This window comes from Isoptericola sp. NPDC057653 (assembly GCF_042799955.1).
GTDB lineage: Bacteria > Actinomycetota > Actinomycetes > Actinomycetales > Cellulomonadaceae > Isoptericola.
This window is the reverse complement of sequence record NZ_JBHVHP010000002.1, coordinates 420,494-436,840: the sequence shown is the minus strand read 5'-3', so window position 1 is coordinate 436,840 and position 16,347 is coordinate 420,494. Positions and strand designations below refer to the sequence as shown.

Here is a 16,347-nt window from a genome sequence, read left to right as displayed (position 1 = left end):
TCCGGGAAAATCCCGTTCCGACCATCCGGCGTCGCGCGGGACAATAGGGGACGGCCCGCCCGCGAGGGTGGGCACGGCACCCGCCACCACGACCGTCACCAGCCGTCATCGGCTCGACACACCTTCGAAGGACACCATGCGCACCGCCGAGATCCGCAAGCGTTGGCTCGACTACTTCGAGTCCCAGGGGCACGCCATCGTGCCGAGCGCCCCCCTGGTCTCGCCGGACCCGTCGATCCTGTTCACGATCGCCGGCATGGTGCCGTTCATCCCCTACATCCTCGGCACCGAGCCGGCGCCGTGGCCGCGCGTGGCGAGCGTGCAGAAGTGCATCCGCACCAACGACATCGAGAACGTCGGCCGCACCACCCGGCACGGCACGTTCTTCCAGATGAACGGCAACTTCTCGTTCGGCGACTACTTCAAGCGCGAGGCCATCGACTTCGCGTGGGAGCTGCTCACGTCCGAGCAGGGCACGGGCGGCTACGGGCTCGACGGCGACCGCCTGTGGGTCACGATCTGGGAGCAGGACACCGAGGCCTACGACGCGCTGACGAAGGGCGTCGGGCTGGACCCGAAGCACGTGGTGCGCCTGCCGCGCGAGGAGAACTTCTGGGACACGGGCCAGCCCGGCCCCGCCGGCCCGTGCGCGGAGTGGCACTACGACCGCGGCCCGGCGTACGGCCCCGACGCCGTGGGCGGCACGGTGGACCCGGGCGGCGACCGCTACCTGGAGATCTGGAACCTCGTCTTCGACGAGTTCGTGCGCGGCGAGGGCCAGGGCAAGAACTACCCGCTGCTGGGCGAGCTCGACCACAAGAGCATCGACACGGGTGCGGGTCTCGAGCGCATCGCGTACCTGCTGCAGGGCAAGGAGAACCTCTACGAGATCGACGAGGTGTTCCCCGTCATCACCCGCGTGGAGGAGCTGACCGGCAAGCGGTACGGCGCCGACGCCGAGGACGACGTGCGGATGCGGGTGATCGCGGACCACGTGCGGTCGTCCCTCATGGTGATCGGCGACGGCGTGCGGCCCTCGAACGAGGGCCGCGGCTACGTGCTGCGCCGCCTCATCCGCCGCGCCGTGCGTGCGGTGCGACTGCTCGGGGTCGACGAGGTCGCGCTGCCCTCGCTGCTGCCGGTGTCGAAGGAGGCCATGAAGGCCTCCTACCCGGAGCTGGAGGCGGAGTTCGGCCGCATCAGCGACGTCGCGTACGCCGAGGAGGACGCCTTCCGCCGCACCCTGGCGCAGGGCACGACCATCCTCGACACGGCCGTGGGCCGCGCGAAGCGGTCCGCCGACGGCACCAGCCCGGTGCTCGGCGGCGCCGAGGCGTTCCAGCTGCACGACACGTACGGCTTCCCGATCGACCTCACGCTCGAGATGGCGGCCGAGCAGGGCGTCCAGGTCGACGAGAAGGCGTTCCGCGACCTCATGGCGGAGCAGAAGCAGCGCGCCCGCGCGGACGCGCTCGCCAAGAAGACGGGGCACGCGGACCTGCGCTCGTACGAGACCCTGAACAAGGAGCTCGTCGCGCCGGTCGAGTTCCTCGGCTACACGGACACCGAGGCGTCGGTGACCGTCGCCGGCCTGCTGGTGGGCGGCGTGCCCGCGCCCGCCGCGTCCGCCCCCGCCGATGTCGAGGTCGTCCTCGACCGCACGCCGTTCTACGCCGAGGCCGGTGGCCAGCTCGCCGACCAGGGCACGATCGTGCTCGACGGCGGCGCGACCATCGAGGTCGACGACGTGCAGCGGCCCGTCAAGGGCCTGTCGGTGCACCGTGGCCGCCTGGTCGAGGGCACGGTCGCGCTCGGCGACCCGGGCCTCGCGACGATCGACGTGTCGCGCCGGGTCGCGATCAGCCGCGCCCACTCGGCCACGCACATGATCCACAAGGCGCTGCACGAGATGGTGGGGCCGGACCGCACCCAGGCCGGGTCGGAGAACGCCCCGAGCCGCGTGCGCTTCGACTTCCGGTCCCCGACGCCGGTGGCGGCGGACGCCCTCGGCGAGATCGAGGAGCGGGTGAACGCGCGCCTGACCGAGAACCTCGAGGTCACCGACGCGACGATGCCGATCGACCGCGCCCGCGAGCTGGGCGCCATGGCGCTGTTCGGCGAGAAGTACGGCGACACGGTGCGCGTGGTGTCCATCGGCGGCGACTGGTCGCGCGAGCTGTGCGGCGGCACGCACGTGAAGGCCACCGGCGAGGTGGGCCGCGTCGCGCTGCTCGGCGAGGCGTCCATCGGCTCCGGCGTGCGGCGCGTGGACGCGCTGGTCGGCGACGGAGCGTACGGCTTCCAGGCCAAGGAGCACGCCCTGGTGGGCCAGCTCACCGGCCTGCTGGGCGCGCGCCCGGACGAGCTGACCGACCGGGTCGGCTCGCTCCTGACCCGGCTCAAGGAGACGGAGAAGGAGCTGGCCGGGCTGCGCCAGGACCGCCTGCTCGCCGCCGCCGGCACGCTGGCCGCGCAGGCGGAGCGCGTGGGCGAGGTCCGCGTGGTCGCGCACGACGCCGGCGAGGTGGCGTCGGCGGACGACCTGCGCGCGCTCGCCCTCGACGTGCGCGGCCGGCTGGGCGACGCCGAGCCGGCGCTCGTCGCCGTGGGCGGCGTCGCGGGCGGGCGCCCCCTGGTGGTCGTCGCCACGAACGCGGGCGCCCGCGAGGCGGGCCTGCGTGCCGGCGACTTCGTCAAGGCCGCGGCCACGACGCTCGGCGGCGGGGGCGGCGGCAAGCCGGACCTGGCCCAGGGCGGCGGCACCGACGCGGCGGCCCTGCCCGGCGCGCTCGCCGGCGTGCCCGAGGGCGTCCGCGCGGCCCAGGCCACCGCGTGACCGTTCCGGCCTCGCCCGGGCAGGACGCGCCCCGCGGGCTCCCGCGGGGCGCGCGCCTCGGCGTCGACGTCGGCAAGGCCCGGATCGGCCTGGCCGCCAGCGACCCCGACGGGCTGGTCGCGACCCCCGTCGAGACCGTGCCGCGGGTGCTGGAGGTGCCGCGCGACGCCGCCGGCGCGCCCGTGACGACGGCCGACGTCGCCCGGATCGCCGCGGAGGCCGAGGACCGGTTCGCGGCGGTCGTGTACGTGGGGCTGCCCCGGCACCTGTCGGGCGCGGAGGGCGCCGCGACCGCCGACGCGCGCGAGTTCGCGGGCCGGCTCGCCGCCGCCGTCGCGCCCGTGGAGGTGCGGCTGGTGGACGAGCGGATGACCACGGTGACGGCGCACGCGCAGCTGCGTTCGGCCGGGCGACGCACCAAGACACACCGGTCTGTCGTCGACCAGGCAGCAGCCGTTATCATTCTGCAATCTGCACTCGACGCGGAGCGGACGGCCGGGGGGCGTACCGGGGAGCTCGTCGAGTTGCGGACGCCGGGCGCCTGACCTGCCCGGACAGCAGACCATCGTGCCCTTCCCAGGCCCCGTCAGAAAGAAGCGCCAGGCGTGACCGACCTCTTCGAGCACCCCGCCCTGCAGGAGGCGCCCGCGGCACCCACGCGGCGCCGCTCGGCCGCCGGCAGGCGGGCCGCCGCCAAGCGCAAGCGCCGCCGTCGCCAGCGCACCGCGGTGATCCTCGTGATCGTGCTCGCGTTCGTGGGCGCCGGCGCCTACCTGCTCTGGGACCGGATGGACTCCCTCGTGGGCGACCTCCCCTTCATCGGGTCGCAGAACGAGGACTACCCCGGTCCGGGCGGCGACCCGGTCGAGGTCGTCATCCCCGAGGGCGCCACGGGCGGCAAGATGGGCGCCGTCCTGTTCGACGCGGGCGTCGTGGCCAGCGCCGGCGCCTTCAGCGACGCGTTCAGCCAGAACCCGGCCGCCGCCGGCATCCAGCCGGGCACCTACCAGCTGCAGGCCGAGATGAAGGCGTCCGACGCCGTCGCCGCGCTGGTGAAGAACGAGAAGCTGCAGATCAACGTGACCATCCCCGAGGGGTACACGGTCGACCAGATCGTGAAGCGCGTCGCCTCCGTCACCACGATCACCGAGGACGAGCTCGAGGCGGTCCTGAAGAAGCCCAAGTCCATCGACCTGCCCAAGCAGGCCGACGGCAACGTCGAGGGCTGGCTGTTCCCGAAGACGTACACCGTCCAGCCGGGCGACGACGCGACGACGTTGTTGTCGAGCATGGTCGCGCAGACGGCGAAGGAGCTGGACGACCTCGGCGTGGACAAGTCCGACTGGCAGGACGTGCTGAACAAGGCGTCCTTGGTCGAGAAGGAAGCGCCGGAGGGCTACCGCGGCGAGGTGGCCCGGGTCATCGAGAACCGCCTGGACCGCGGGTCGCCGCTGGGGCTCGACGCGATCAACGCGTATGGCCTCGGCAAGCCCGCCGACCAGATCACGAAGTCCGAGTTCGCGGACGGTTCCGACCCGTACAACTCGCGGAAGAACACCGGCCTCCCGCCGACGCCGATCGCGAACCCCGGCCAGGCTTCGGTCGAAGCGGTGCTGGATCCCCCCGCGGGTGACTGGAACTGGTACGTCACGGTGAACCTTGATACCGGGAAGACCAAGTTCACGGACAACTACAACGAGTTCCTCGAGTTCCGCGCCGAGTACCAGAAGTGGGCCGCGGAGAACGCCGGCTGACATGACGGTCTCCCGACGTGCGGCGGTGCTGGGCCACCCCGTCGCGCACTCGCTGTCGCCCGTGCTGCACACCGCCGCCTACGACGCCCTCGGCCTGGAGGGCTGGGAGTACACCGCGATCGACACGACGGTCGACGACCTGCCGGCGCTGGTGCGCGGGCTGGACCTGGGCTGGGCGGGCCTGAGCGTCACGATGCCGCTCAAGCACGCGATCATCGGCCTGGTCGACCACGTGGACCCGCTCGCGGTCGCCGTGGGCGCGGTGAACACCGTGCTGGTCGGGCCGGCGCGGTGCGGCGTGACGCTCACCGGCACCAACACCGACGTGTACGGCCTCGTCACGGCGCTCCGCGAGGGCTTCGCGGCCCAGGGTCGTGGCTCCGGCGCGGGTGCCGCGAGCGCCGTCGTCCTCGGCGGCGGGGCGACGGCGGCGTCCACGCTGGCGGCCCTCGGCGAGCTCGGCTGCACGTCCCCGCGGGTGCTGGTGCGCTCGCTCGGCCGCTCGGCGGCGCTGCAGGAGGCGGCCGCCCGGATGGGCGTGACCCCGCGCTTCGAGGTGCTGGGCGCGACGGCGTCGCTCGGCGCCCTGCGCGAGGCGGACGTCGTCGTCTCGACCATGCCGGCCTACGCGGCCGACCCGGTCGCGGCCGCGCTCTCCGCCCAGGGCGGCGCGCCGTCGGGCGTGCTGCTCGACGTCGTCTACGACCCTCGGCCCACCGCCCTGGCCGCGGCCTGGGCCGCCGCGGGCGGCACCGTGGTCGGCGGCGAGCGGATGCTGCTGCACCAGGCGGCGGAGCAGGTGCGCCTCATGACGGGCCGCACCGCCCCGGTCGGCGCGATGGACGCCGCCCTCGCGGGGGCGCTGTCCGCGCCCGCGTCCGCTCCCTGACCACCGGACCGACCCCTGCCGCGGGCGTGGAAGAATCGCAGGCATGCTGCGCTGGATGACGTCGGGGGAGTCGCACGGTCCGTCACTCGTCGGGGTGCTGGAGGGTCTGCCGGCGGGTGTCGAGCTCGTCACCGCGGACATCCAGGCGGCCCTGGCGCGCCGGCGGCTCGGGTACGGCCGCGGCGCCCGCATGAAGTTCGAGCAGGACGAGGTCCGCGTGCTCGGCGGGCTCCGCCACGGCATCAGCCAGGGCGGGCCGCTCGCGTTCGAGATCGGCAACACCGAGTGGCCCAAGTGGACCGAGGTGATGTCGCCCGACCCGGTGGCGCGCGAGGCCCTCATGGTGGACGCGGGCACGGGTGACGAGCGCGAGATCGCGCGCAACCGACCTCTGACGCGCCCGCGACCGGGCCACGCGGACCTGGTCGGGATGCGCAAGTACGGCTTCGACGACGCCCGCCCCGTGCTGGAGCGCGCCAGCGCCCGCGAGACCGCGACCCGCGTCGCGCTCGGCGTCGTCGCGGCGAGGTTCCTGGAGCAGGCGGTCGGGGTGCGCCTCGTGTCGCACGTCGTGGCGATCGGCCCCGTCGAGGTGCCCGAGGGCGCCGAGCTGCCCGCGCCGGGCGACGTCGCCGCGCTGGACGCCGACCCCGTGCGCTGCTTCGACGCCACGACGAGCGCGACGATGGTGGCCGAGATCGACGAGTGCCGCAAGGACGGCGACACGCTCGGTGGCGTCGTCGAGGTGCTGGCCTACGACGTGCCCACCGGCCTCGGCAGCTACGTGCAGGGCGACCGCCGCCTCGACGCGCGGCTCGCGGGGACGCTCATGGGCATCCAGGCGATCAAGGGTGTCGAGGTCGGGGACGGCTTCCGCACCGCGCGCCGCCGCGGCTCCGCCGCCCACGACGAGATCGAGCGCGGCGACGACGGACACATCCACCGCCGCTCCAACCGCGCCGGCGGCATCGAGGGCGGCATGTCCAACGGCGAGGTCCTGCGGGTGCGCGCCGCGATGAAGCCCATCTCGACGGTGCCGCGCGCGCTCGCCACGGTCGACGTCGCCACGGGGGAGGCCGTCACGGCCCACCACCAGCGCTCCGACGTCTGCGCCGTCCCGCCCGCGGCCGTGGTCGCCGAGGCGATGGTCGCGCTCGAGCTGGCTCAGGCCGTCGTCGAGAAGTTCGGCGGGGACTCGGTCGCCGAGGTGCGGCGCAACGCCGAGGCGTACCTCGCCTCGATCCCCGAGCTGCTGCGATGAGCGCGGGGGTGCCCCGCGCGGTCCTCATCGGCCCGCCCGGGAGCGGCAAGACCACCATCGGCCGGCTGCTCGCGCAGCGCCTGGGGGTAGCGTTCCGCGACACCGACGCGGACGTCGAGGAGGCCGCGGGCAAGCCCGTCGCGGAAATCTTCGTCGACGACGGCGAGCCGCACTTCCGCGACCTGGAGCGCGAGGCCGTCACGACCGCGCTCGCCTGCCACCCGGGCGTCCTCGCTCTCGGGGGCGGCGCCGTCATGGACGAGCACACCCGGAGCGCCCTCGAGGGGTACGCCGCGGGCGGCGGCGTGGTCGTCTTCCTCGACGTCGCGCTCGCGCACGCCGCGCCCCGTGTCGGCTTCAACCAGTCCCGCCCGCTGCTCGTCGGCAACCCCCGCGCGCGGTGGGTCGAGCTGATGCAGCTGCGGCGCCCCACGTACGAGCGGCTCGCCACCGTGCACGTCGTCTCGGACGACCGGCCCCCGCACGAGGTCGCCGCGCAGGTGCTCGCGGGCGTCACCGGCGCCGCCGGGCAGGAACCGGCCCCCGAGCCCCACCCCGCACCCGCACCGCAGCGCCCGTCCGAGGGCGCACCAGCACAGGAGGTCCAGTCATGACGGTCCGCGTGACCGTGCAGGGCGCCCAGCCCTACGACGTCGTCGTCGGGCGACACCTGCTCGGCGAGCTGCCGACGATGCTCGGCGGCGCGGTCCGCCGGGTGCTCGTCATGCACCCGGCGTCCCTGCAGGCCACCGGCGACGCGGTCCGCGAGGACCTCGTGGCGCAGGGCTACGAGGCGTTCGCCGTCGAGCTGCCGGACGCCGAGGAGCAGAAGACGGCGCAGGTCGCCGCGTTCTGCTGGCAGGTACTGGGCCAGGCCGACTTCACGCGGTCCGACGCGATCGTCTCGGTGGGCGGCGGCGCGACGACGGACCTCGCCGGGTTCGTCGCCGCCACCTGGCTGCGGGGCATCAAGGTCGTGCACGTGCCCACCACGCTGCTCGCGATGGTGGACGCGGCCGTCGGCGGCAAGACCGGGATCAACACCGCCGAGGGCAAGAACCTCGTGGGCGCGTTCCACCCGCCGGCCGGGGTGCTCTGCGACCTGGCGGCCCTCGAGTCCCTCGACAGGTGGGACCTCGTGGCGGGGATGGCGGAGGTCGTCAAGACCGGCTTCATCGCCGACCCGCGGATCCTCGAGCTCGTCGAGGAGCACGCCGACGCGCTGCGCGAGTGGAAGGGCGCGGACGCCACCGAGGAGACCTGGGCGGTGCTCGCCGAGCTCATCGAGCGGTCGGTGCGCGTCAAGGCCCGCGTGGTGGGGGAGGACCTCACCGAGCAGGGCCTGCGCGAGATCCTCAACTACGGCCACACCCTCGGCCACGCCGTCGAGCTCACCGAGCGCTACCAGTGGCGGCACGGCGCGGCCGTCGCGGTCGGCATGGTCTTCGCCGCCGAGCTCGCCCGCCTGGGCGGCAAGCTCGACGACGCCGTCGTCGACCGGCACCGGGCGATCCTCACCTCGCTGGGCCTGCCCACCACCTACCGCGGGGACCGCTGGGACAAGCTCCTCGCGGCGATGCAGCGGGACAAGAAGACGCGGGGGAACCTGCTGCGGTTCGTCGTGCTGGACGACGTCGCGAAGCCGACGCGCCTCGAGGGCCCGGACCCGACGCTCCTCGCCGCCGCCTACGCGGAGGTGTCGAAGGAGCCGCCGACGGGCCGCCCGGGCGTGACGGTCCAGCTGGGGCTCTAGCCCGCGCGGCGCGCGGCCTCGCCCGCGGCGCGGTCGGCGTCCCACGCGCGCACGACCTCCCGGCACGCCGGGAGGTCGTCGTCCGCGACCAGCAGGACGAGGTTGCCGTCGTGGTCGCTGTAGAGGTGCCGCACCGTGACGCCGGCGGCACCGAGGCGCCGGGCGAAGGCGCCCATCTGCCCGGGCACGTCCTGGGCCAGCCGCGTCGTCACGACGTCGCGGGCGACGGCGGCACCGAGCCCCGTGCCCGCGAGCGCCGCCAGCGCCCCGGGACCGTCGTCGACGAGGAAGTGCGCCACGGCACGGCCGCCCACGGTGGTGACGCCGCCGCCCTCCAGGCTGACTCCGGCGTCACCGAGCGCCTCGCCGAGCACCGCCAGGGCGTCGGGCCGGTCGGGCAGGACGACCTCGAGGTCCTGCGGGGCGAGGTCGCGCGGGGCGGGGCGGGGCGTCGGGATGCTCATGCCGCGACCCTAGGCGCGCGACGCTTCGGCGACGGCCGAACCGTCGTCGCCGTAGGGTCGCGGTATGGACCGGCGCACCGGCAGGGACCGCGACTTCACCGGCGTGGGCAGGTCGCTCGCCGCGCCGGCGCGGTCGGTGATGGTCGGCCTGCTCATGGACGGCACGGCCCGGCCGGCGGGCGAGCTGGCCCGTGCGGCCGGCGTGGGGGCGCCCGCGGCCTCCGAGCACCTGGCCGTGCTCGTCGACGCGGGGCTGGTCGTGAGCCGGGCGCAGGGCAGGCACCGCTACTACGCCCTCGCCGGTCCGCACGTGGCGGACGCGCTCGAGGCGCTCGGCGCCCTGGCGGCCCCCGCCCCGGTGGCGGGGTACCGACGCAGCCGGGAGGCGGAGCGCCTCGCGGGCGCCCGGTTCTGCTACGACCACCTCGCGGGCCGGCTCGGCGTGGGCCTCGCGGAGGCCTGGGTGGGCGCGGGATGGCTGGCCGACCCCGAGGTCCTCGCGCTCACCGACGCGGGGGCCGACGGCCTCCGGCGCCTCGGGGTGGACGTCGACGGCGCGGTGGCCGCCCGGCGGCCGACGACGCGGGCCTGCCTCGACTGGACCGAACGGCGGGTGCACCTGGCCGGCGCGCTCGGCGCGGCCGTCGGCGCGCGGTTCGTCGACGCGGGGTGGGTGGCACCCTCGGGCGGGCGGGGGCTGCGGCTCACGGGCGACGGGCGGGACCTGGTGCGCGACGCGTGGTGCGTCGACCTCGCGCGGGACGAGGCGGCGGACGTCGCGCCGGCGGGCGCCGGGCCCGGCCGCGCCTGACGAGCCCGGCTCAGGACCACTGCCCGCGCTGGACGAGGACGCCGCGCAGGAGGTCGGCACGGTCGGTGACCAGGCCGTCGACGCCCAGGTCCAGGAGGCGGTGCATCTCCTGCGGGGTGTTGATCGTCCAGACGTGCACCTGGCGGCCCGCGCGGTGCGCGGCCGCGACCGTCCGCGCGTCGACCACGGGGACGCGGCCCTCGGCGACGGGGACCTGCAGGGCGTGCACCTCGCGCAGCGCGCGCCGGACGAGCGGGTCCGTCCGCAGGCGTGCGCCGGCGAGGAAGGCGATCACCTCGCGGCGGCCGGCCGACGTCGCCACCGGGCGCGAGAGGCGGGCGAGCGTCGCGCGCCGGCGCCGCGCGTCGAACGACGTCACGCACACCCGGTCGTGGGAGGCGGTGCGCTCGATCGCCGCGGCCGTCGGCGCGATCCCGGAGTCCTCCTTGACGTCGATGTTGACGCGCAGGTCGGGCCACGTGCCCAGCACGTCGTCGAGCTGCGGCACCGGCTCCGTGCCGCCGATGCGCGCGCGCCGCACGACGGACCAGGGCAGGTCCGCCACGCGCCCGGTGGCGTCGGTGGTGCGGTCGAGGGAGGCGTCGTGCAGGGCCACGGCGACGCCGTCGGCGGTGCCGTGCGCGTCGGTCTCGACGTACCGGAAGCCGAGGTCGACGGCGGCGGCGAACGCCGCGAGCGAGTTCTCCAGGTTCTCCCGGCCGTGGGAGAAGCCGCGGTGCGCGAGGGCGAGCACCGGCAGGGGAGCGCCGTCCGGGTCGCGCGGGTCCAGGTACGGGTGCGGGGGCGCGGGCCTCACGGGTGCTCCTCGATGTCAGGGGTGCGCAGGTCGGTGGTGCGGGCGCCGGGCAGGCGAGCGTCGAGCCAGGCCAGCACGCCGTCGAGGTAGGTCTGGCGCGGAGCGTCGGCGGAGAGCGCGAGGTCGTGCACGCCGCCGGGCACGACGAGCGCGCGGACGTCGGGCCCCACCCTCGGGGTGAGGGCCGCGATCCGCGCGACGTCGAGCACGGTGTCCTGCGCGTCGAGCCGGGCGTTGTCCCGGCGGTCGGGGCCGGACGCGTCGCTGCGGGCCACGAGCACGGGGCAGGGCACGGCGAGGCCGCGGGTCAGCCTCGCCTGCGCGCGGCTGACGGTGCGGAGCCAGCCGGCGCGCACCGGCAGCCCTTCGGGTCGCTTGAGCGTGGTGTCGAAGTCCCACCGCCCGCCGTGGTCCACGTGCTGGCGCTCCGCGTACACCGACGGGTTGGCGCTGACCACGGCGAGCGGCCGCCGCCGGCCCAGCACCTCCAGCACGGTCGCGCGGCCGGCGTCCTGCAGGCGGGTGCCGCCCAGGGAGAAGAACGGCGAGTCGAGCACGAGCAGGTCGGGCCCGTCCTGCGGGTCGGCGCGCGCGGCGTGCGCCCACAGCGCCGCGGTGAGGCCGCCGGTGGAGTGGGCGTGCACCACCAGAGGCAGCCCGGGCTCGAGCGCGCGCACGGCGCCCGCGGCGGCCGCGAGGTCGGCGCCGGGCTCGCGCAGGGAGGCCGCGTAGTGCGGCGGCAGCGCATGCGGCGGCAGCGGGGCGGTGGGGCCGGCGTCATCGGCGCCCGCGCCGTCGAGCAGCGAGCGCCCGGCGCGCCGGAGGTCGACGGCGTAGAAGGCATGGCCTGCGTCGCCGAAGGCCCGGGCGAGGTGGTCCTGGAAGAAGTAGTCGTTGTAGCCGTGCACGTGCAGCACGGCGGCCCGGGGCGCGGCCGGGCGGGTGCAGGAGCGCACCAGCGTCGCGGGGCCGAGCGGTGCCTCCTCGAACGACGCGCCGAGCAGCCGGTCGGGCCGCCAGCCCAGGGCGGCGCCGGGGTCGCCCGCCCTGTCCCGTGGCGGGTTCCGGCGGGGCTCGGGGGCGGCGGCGTGCACGGCGCGATCGTAGCCGCGGGCGTGCACGGGGGCGCGGCATGTCGGGCCGGCCCGACCCGCCCGCGTCGCCGAACAGGTGGTTGCGCACCGTCTGGGCGCTCAGAGCGTGCGCAACCACCTGTTCGGCACGACGACGGGTGGTGTCCCTCCCACCGGGCGGCCGCGTCCGGCAGACTGCGCCTCATGAGCGACCAGCCCGCCGCGCCGGACCCCGGGACCAGCGCCGACACCCGCCGAGCCCCGCACGGCGACCTGCACGGCGACCTGCACGGCGACCTGCACGACGCGACCGCGGGCGGCCCGGGCGTCGTCGCGCCGCCGGTGCCGCGCCGCCAGGTCGTGTCGTGGGCGATGTGGGACTGGGCCACCCAGCCGTTCAACACGGTGATCGTCACGTTCGTCTTCACCGCGCTGTACCTCACGAGCGACGCGTTCCTGCAGCCGGAGGTGGCGGTGCTGCCCGAGGGCGACCCCGTGCGCGAGCGGGCGCTCGCGGGGCTGAGCAGCGGCCTCGGGCTGTGGATCACGATCGGCGGGATCCTCGTCGCGCTGCTGGCGCCCGTGCTCGGCCGGCGCGCGGACGTCGAGGGGCGGCGCAAGGCGTGGGTCGGCGGCGCGACGTCGGTGATGGTGCTGAGCATGGCCGCGCTGTTCGCCGTCCGCGCCGACCCGGTGTGGTTCGTGCTGGGCGCCGCGCTCGTGTCCCTCGGCAGCGTCGCGAGCGAGATCGCGGGCGTGAACTACAACGCGATGCTCGTGCAGGTCTCCACGCGCGCCACCGTGGGCCGGGTGTCCGGCCTCGGGTGGGGGCTCGGGTACCTGGGCGGGATCGTCGCCCTGGTGCTGGTCGTCGTCGCCAGGGGGTTCGACTTCTGGGGCATGCCCACGGACGACGGGCTCGCCTACCGGGTCATCGCCCTCGGGTGCGCCGTGTGGGCCGTGGCCTTCGCGTGGCCCCTGTTCCGCTACGTGCCGGAGGCGCCGCCCGCCGGCGACCGCCCGCGCGTCGGGTTCTTCGCCGGCTACGTGGTGCTGGTGCGCGACGTGGTCGCCCTCTACCGCCACGAGCGGCCGACGTTCTGGTTCCTGCTCGCCAGCGCCGTCTACCGCGACGGACTGTCCGCCGTGTTCACGTTCGGCGCGATCATCGCGGCGATCTCCTTCCGCTTCAGCCCCGACGCGGTGATCGCGTTCGGCATCGCCGCCAACCTCCTCGCCGGGCTGAGCACGATCGCCTCCGGGCGTCTCGACGACCGGTTCGGGCCGCGCGCGGTGATCATCGGATCCCTCGCCGGGCTCGTCGTGTGCGGTCTGGTGGTCGTCGCCCTGCACCCGCTCGGCTCGGTGGTGTTCTGGGTGGCCGGCCTGGCGCTGACCTGCTTCGTCGGCCCGGCGCAGGCCGCCTCCCGGTCGCTGCTGGCCCGGGTGGCGCCCGCCGGCCGCGAGTCGGAGATCTTCGGGCTCTACGCGACGACGGGGCGGGCGGTGTCGTTCCTCGCCCCGTCGATGTGGACGATCCTCATCGCGGTCACGGGCGCGACCATCTGGGGCACCCTCGGCATCGTGCTGGTGATCCTCGTGGGCCTGGTGCTCATGCTCAAGGTGACGGTGGGCCGTCCGGAGCCTGCGCGCCCCGGCGCCGCTGCACCGCGCCCCTGATCTCGGCGGCCACCGCGTCGAGGTCGGCCAGGGGCGCCAGGTGCCGCAGCTTCTCGGGGTTGATCACGCCGTGGATCGTCGTGATGCGCCCGCCGGAGACCTGCAGCGCGTACACGCCGATGACGCCGCCGCCCACCGTGTCGTCGGCGTAGGCGACCATCCCCGGGCCGCCGTTGACGACGGCCGCCTCCAGGCGTGCCGGCGCACCGCGCTTGGCGAAGCCGGACAGCAGCCGCGCCACGGCCACGTTCCCCGACACCGGGCGCGAGACGGCGAGCCCGACGGGCACCTTGCCGCCGCCGTCCCCGGTGAGCGCCACGTCGTCGGCGAGCAGCTCCACCAGGGCGTCGACGTCGCCCAGCTCGGTCGCCGCGATGAACCGGCGCACCAGCTCCTCGGCGTGCGGGTCGGACCGTCCCGCCCGGCCCTCGGCGACGTCGTCCTGCCGGGCCGCCACGCGCCGCCGCGCCCGCGACGCGAGCTGCCGGGCCGCGAGCTCCGTGGTGCCGATCACCTGCGCGGACTCGCGGTGCGGGTAGCCGAACACGTCGTGCAGCAGGAAGGCGGCCCGCTCGGCCGGGGTGAGGGTCTCCAGCAGCACGAGGAACGCCGTGGACAGGTCGTCGGCGAGCTCCGCGTGCGCGGCGGCCTCCCGGCCCGCCGAGCCGGCGGCCACGAGGTCGCCCACGAGCGGCTCGGGCACCCACTCGCCCACGTACGCCTCGCGCCGCACCCGCGCCGAGCGCAGCACGTCCAGCGCGATCCGCGTCGCCACCGTGGTCGTGTACGCGGCGGGGTTGAGCACCTCGGCGTCCACCGTCCCCGCGGGCGCGATCCGCAGCAGCGTGTCCTGCGCGACGTCCTCGGCCTCGGTCACGCTGCCGAGCATCCGGTACGCGGCGCCGAAGGCGACCCGCCGCAGGTCCTCGAGGTCCGCCGTGGCGGTGGTGGGGCGTCCGGTGCGTCGTCGCGGGGAGCTGTCCGTGCGGGGCATGCCGCCCATCCTTCCCGGGACGGGCGTTCCGTCCCCGTACCATCGACGGCGCGGCGCGGCCCGACGTGACAGGCCGCGCCCCTGACCGGGTGCGGCGCCGGGCCGGGCACCGCAGCATGGGCCCATGGGAGACGTCGAGGACTACCTGACCACGCTGTCCGGCCCGGAGCGCGACGCCGTGGCCCGGGTGTACCAGCGGGCCCGCGCGCTCGTGCCCGACGTCGAGGAGGGGCGCAGCTACGGCATGCCGGCGCTGCGCTACCGCGGCAGCCCGCTCGTCAGCGCCATGGTCACGCGCACGCACGTCGGCCTCTACCCGTTCAGCCCGGACGTGGTGGCGGCGCTCGCGGGCGACCTCGGCGCGTTCCGCACCACGAAGGGCTCCGTCTCGTTCCAGCCGGACGCGCCGCTGCCGGACGACGTCGTCGACCGCCTCGTGCTCGCCCGACGCGACGAGATCGACGCCCGCGCCCGCTGAGCCCGTCGGGCTCAGGCCGGTGGCACGTTGACGTTGCCGCGGAACAGGTTCTGCGGGTCGTAGCGCCGCTTCACGTCCCGGAGCCGGTCCCACGTGGCGCCCGGGTAGGCGGCGCGCGCGGTGTCGAGGCCGCCGTCGAGGGTGAAGTTCACGTAGGCGCCGTCAGCCTGGCGCAGGCGGTCGGCGAGCGCGTCGACCCACGGCGTGTAGCCGCGCGCGGTGGCCGCGTCGGGGGCGACGGCGGCGACGTTGCCGACCAGCCGCGCCTGCCGGTGGGCGTACGCGGTGGCGTCCGCGGGGACGTCGGCCACGGCGCCGCCGAGGACGCGCAGCTGCGCGGCGCGCATCATGGCGTCGGACGCCTGGAGCTCGCCGAGCAGGTGCGCGGCCGCGGCCTCGTCGACGCCGTCCGCGAAGAACGTGCGGCCCGTCGCCACGGCGGGGCCGCCCGCCGGTCCGGCCTCGAGCAGGCTGGGGTAGGACGCCGGGCGCACGCCGTCCAGCAGGGCGCCGCCGGCCCGGGCCGCGACGTCGCGCAGGGGAGCGAGGGCGGCGTCGGCGGCCTCGGGCGCCCCCGACCAGCAGACGTTCGCCATCACGACCAGCCGCCCGTGCCACTCGGCGGGGATCATGGGCATCGGGGGCGCGGGCATCACCATGACGATCGCGGTCAGCCCGGCCGGCGCGGCGTCGGCGGCCGCGAGCACCCCGGCGACGCTCTCGGGCGTGGCGGGCAGGAGCAGCACGCCGCCCACCACCTGCGACACCTCGTGCAGCGCGAACCGGAACCGCGTCACGACGCCGAAGTTGCCGCCGCCGCCGCGCAGCGCCCAGAACAGGTCGGGCTCGTTCTCGGCGTCGGTGCGGACCACCTCGCCGTCGGCGGTGACGACCTCCGCGCCGAGGAGGCTGTCGATCGTCATGCCGAGGGAACGGGACAGCAGCCCGACGCCGCCGCCGAGCGTGATCCCGCCGACGCCCACCGTCCCGGTGTCGCCGAACGGGGTGGCGAGGCCGTGCTCGCCCGCCGCGACGGAGTAGGCGCCGGCGGTGATCCCGCCGCCCGCCCAGGCGGTGTGGCCCTCGACGTCCAGCTCGAGGCCGTCCAGGCCTCGCAGGTCGAGGGTGAGGGCGCCGTCGCCCGTGCCGAGGCCGTACACGGAGTGGCCGCCGGAGCGGACCGACACCTCCGCGCCGGCGTCGCGCGCGAAGCGCACCGCGGCGGCGACGGCGGCGGTGTCGGTGGGCCGCACGATCGCGGCGGGCCGGTGCTCCACCCCGCCGGGCTCGATCGCCCGGGCGGCGGCGTACCCGTCGTCGGGGGGCGCGACCACGGCGGAGCCGCCGCCGAGGACGGCGCGGAGGTCGGCGGCGGACAGGCCGGCGGGGGACGTGGGGGGATTCGAGGGCGTGGACATCAGGGCTCCCGGGCAGACGGTGGGTGTCCGGGTCGCCGCGGCGGCCCGGTGCTGCGGACGTGCGGGGTGGTGCTGATGGTCGTGCTGTGGGCGATCGTCGCGGGGTGGTGCCGGCGGTC

Annotated in this window: 15 protein-coding genes; 10 read left to right on the top strand and 5 right to left on the bottom strand. The window is 75.9% G+C overall.

The window, feature by feature from the left end; genetic code table 11:
- Positions 1–136: 136 nt before the first annotated feature.
- Genes alaS through aroB form a run of 7 tightly spaced genes read left to right on the top strand, consistent with a single transcriptional unit; the run spans position 137 to position 8,493 of the window.
- Positions 137–2,836: an alanine--tRNA ligase gene (gene alaS, locus ACFU9A_RS13225; RefSeq protein WP_430575745.1), complete on the top strand. Its 2,700-nt coding sequence runs from the start codon at positions 137–139 to the stop codon at positions 2,834–2,836.
- Complete coding sequence (ruvX, locus tag ACFU9A_RS13220; RefSeq protein ID WP_430575744.1) at positions 2,833–3,381, top strand: Holliday junction resolvase RuvX; 549 nt, start codon at positions 2,833–2,835, stop codon at positions 3,379–3,381. Before alaS ends, ruvX begins: the two co-directional genes overlap by 4 nt.
- Before the next feature lie 60 nt (positions 3,382–3,441).
- Positions 3,442–4,590 carry an endolytic transglycosylase MltG gene (mltG, locus tag ACFU9A_RS13215; RefSeq protein WP_430575743.1) on the top strand — a complete coding sequence of 383 codons (1,149 nt, stop codon included), beginning with the start codon at positions 3,442–3,444 and terminating at the stop codon, positions 4,588–4,590.
- Position 4,591: 1 nt separating this feature from the next.
- A complete protein-coding gene (locus ACFU9A_RS13210) occupies positions 4,592–5,479 on the top strand; it encodes a shikimate dehydrogenase (RefSeq protein ID WP_430575742.1) in 888 nt (295 codons plus the stop codon).
- Between the two features lie 43 nt (positions 5,480–5,522).
- Positions 5,523–6,740, top strand: coding sequence for a chorismate synthase (gene aroC, locus ACFU9A_RS13205; RefSeq protein WP_430575741.1), 1,218 nt, complete (start codon positions 5,523–5,525; stop codon positions 6,738–6,740).
- Positions 6,737–7,354 carry a shikimate kinase gene (locus tag ACFU9A_RS13200; RefSeq protein ID WP_430575740.1) on the top strand — a complete coding sequence of 206 codons (618 nt, stop codon included), beginning with the start codon at positions 6,737–6,739 and terminating at the stop codon, positions 7,352–7,354. Before aroC ends, ACFU9A_RS13200 begins: the two co-directional genes overlap by 4 nt.
- A complete protein-coding gene (gene aroB / locus ACFU9A_RS13195; protein WP_430575739.1) occupies positions 7,351–8,493 on the top strand; it encodes a 3-dehydroquinate synthase in 1,143 nt (380 codons plus the stop codon). Before ACFU9A_RS13200 ends, aroB begins: the two co-directional genes overlap by 4 nt.
- On the opposite strand, the gene ACFU9A_RS13190 is transcribed toward aroB, so the two are convergent.
- Positions 8,490–8,957, bottom strand: coding sequence for a hypothetical protein (locus ACFU9A_RS13190; RefSeq protein ID WP_430575738.1), 468 nt, complete (start codon positions 8,955–8,957; stop codon positions 8,490–8,492). The genes aroB and ACFU9A_RS13190 overlap by 4 nt on opposite strands.
- Before the next feature lie 64 nt (positions 8,958–9,021).
- Between ACFU9A_RS13190 and ACFU9A_RS13185 the strand changes: the two genes are divergently transcribed.
- A complete protein-coding gene (locus ACFU9A_RS13185) occupies positions 9,022–9,768 on the top strand; it encodes an ArsR/SmtB family transcription factor (RefSeq protein ID WP_430575737.1) in 747 nt (248 codons plus the stop codon).
- A gap of 10 nt (positions 9,769–9,778) precedes the next feature.
- Here the strand turns inward: ACFU9A_RS13185 and ACFU9A_RS13180 are convergent, their stop codons facing one another.
- Positions 9,779–10,585, bottom strand: coding sequence for a glycerophosphodiester phosphodiesterase (locus tag ACFU9A_RS13180; RefSeq protein WP_430575736.1), 807 nt, complete (start codon positions 10,583–10,585; stop codon positions 9,779–9,781).
- A complete protein-coding gene (locus tag ACFU9A_RS13175; protein WP_430575735.1) occupies positions 10,582–11,679 on the bottom strand; it encodes an alpha/beta hydrolase in 1,098 nt (365 codons plus the stop codon). Before ACFU9A_RS13175 ends, ACFU9A_RS13180 begins: the two co-directional genes overlap by 4 nt.
- Positions 11,680–11,862: 183 nt before the next feature.
- Between ACFU9A_RS13175 and ACFU9A_RS13170 the strand changes: the two genes are divergently transcribed.
- Positions 11,863–13,338, top strand: a complete 1,476-nt coding sequence (locus ACFU9A_RS13170) for an MFS transporter (RefSeq protein ID WP_430575734.1) — start codon at positions 11,863–11,865, stop codon at positions 13,336–13,338.
- Here the strand turns inward: ACFU9A_RS13170 and sigJ are convergent.
- Positions 13,277–14,332: an RNA polymerase sigma factor SigJ gene (gene sigJ / locus ACFU9A_RS13165; RefSeq protein WP_430575733.1), complete on the bottom strand. Its 1,056-nt coding sequence runs from the start codon at positions 14,330–14,332 to the stop codon at positions 13,277–13,279. The two genes, ACFU9A_RS13170 and sigJ, sit on opposite strands and share 62 nt — an antisense overlap.
- Positions 14,333–14,456: 124 nt before the next feature.
- On the opposite strand from sigJ, the gene ACFU9A_RS13160 reads away from it, so the two are divergent.
- Positions 14,457–14,810, top strand: coding sequence for an iron chaperone (locus ACFU9A_RS13160; protein WP_430575732.1), 354 nt, complete (start codon positions 14,457–14,459; stop codon positions 14,808–14,810).
- Positions 14,811–14,821: 11 nt separating this feature from the next.
- Here the strand turns inward: ACFU9A_RS13160 and ACFU9A_RS13155 are convergent, their stop codons facing one another.
- Positions 14,822–16,228, bottom strand: a complete 1,407-nt coding sequence (locus tag ACFU9A_RS13155; RefSeq protein ID WP_430575731.1) for an FAD-binding oxidoreductase — start codon at positions 16,226–16,228, stop codon at positions 14,822–14,824.
- Between the last annotated feature and the right edge of the window lie 119 nt (positions 16,229–16,347).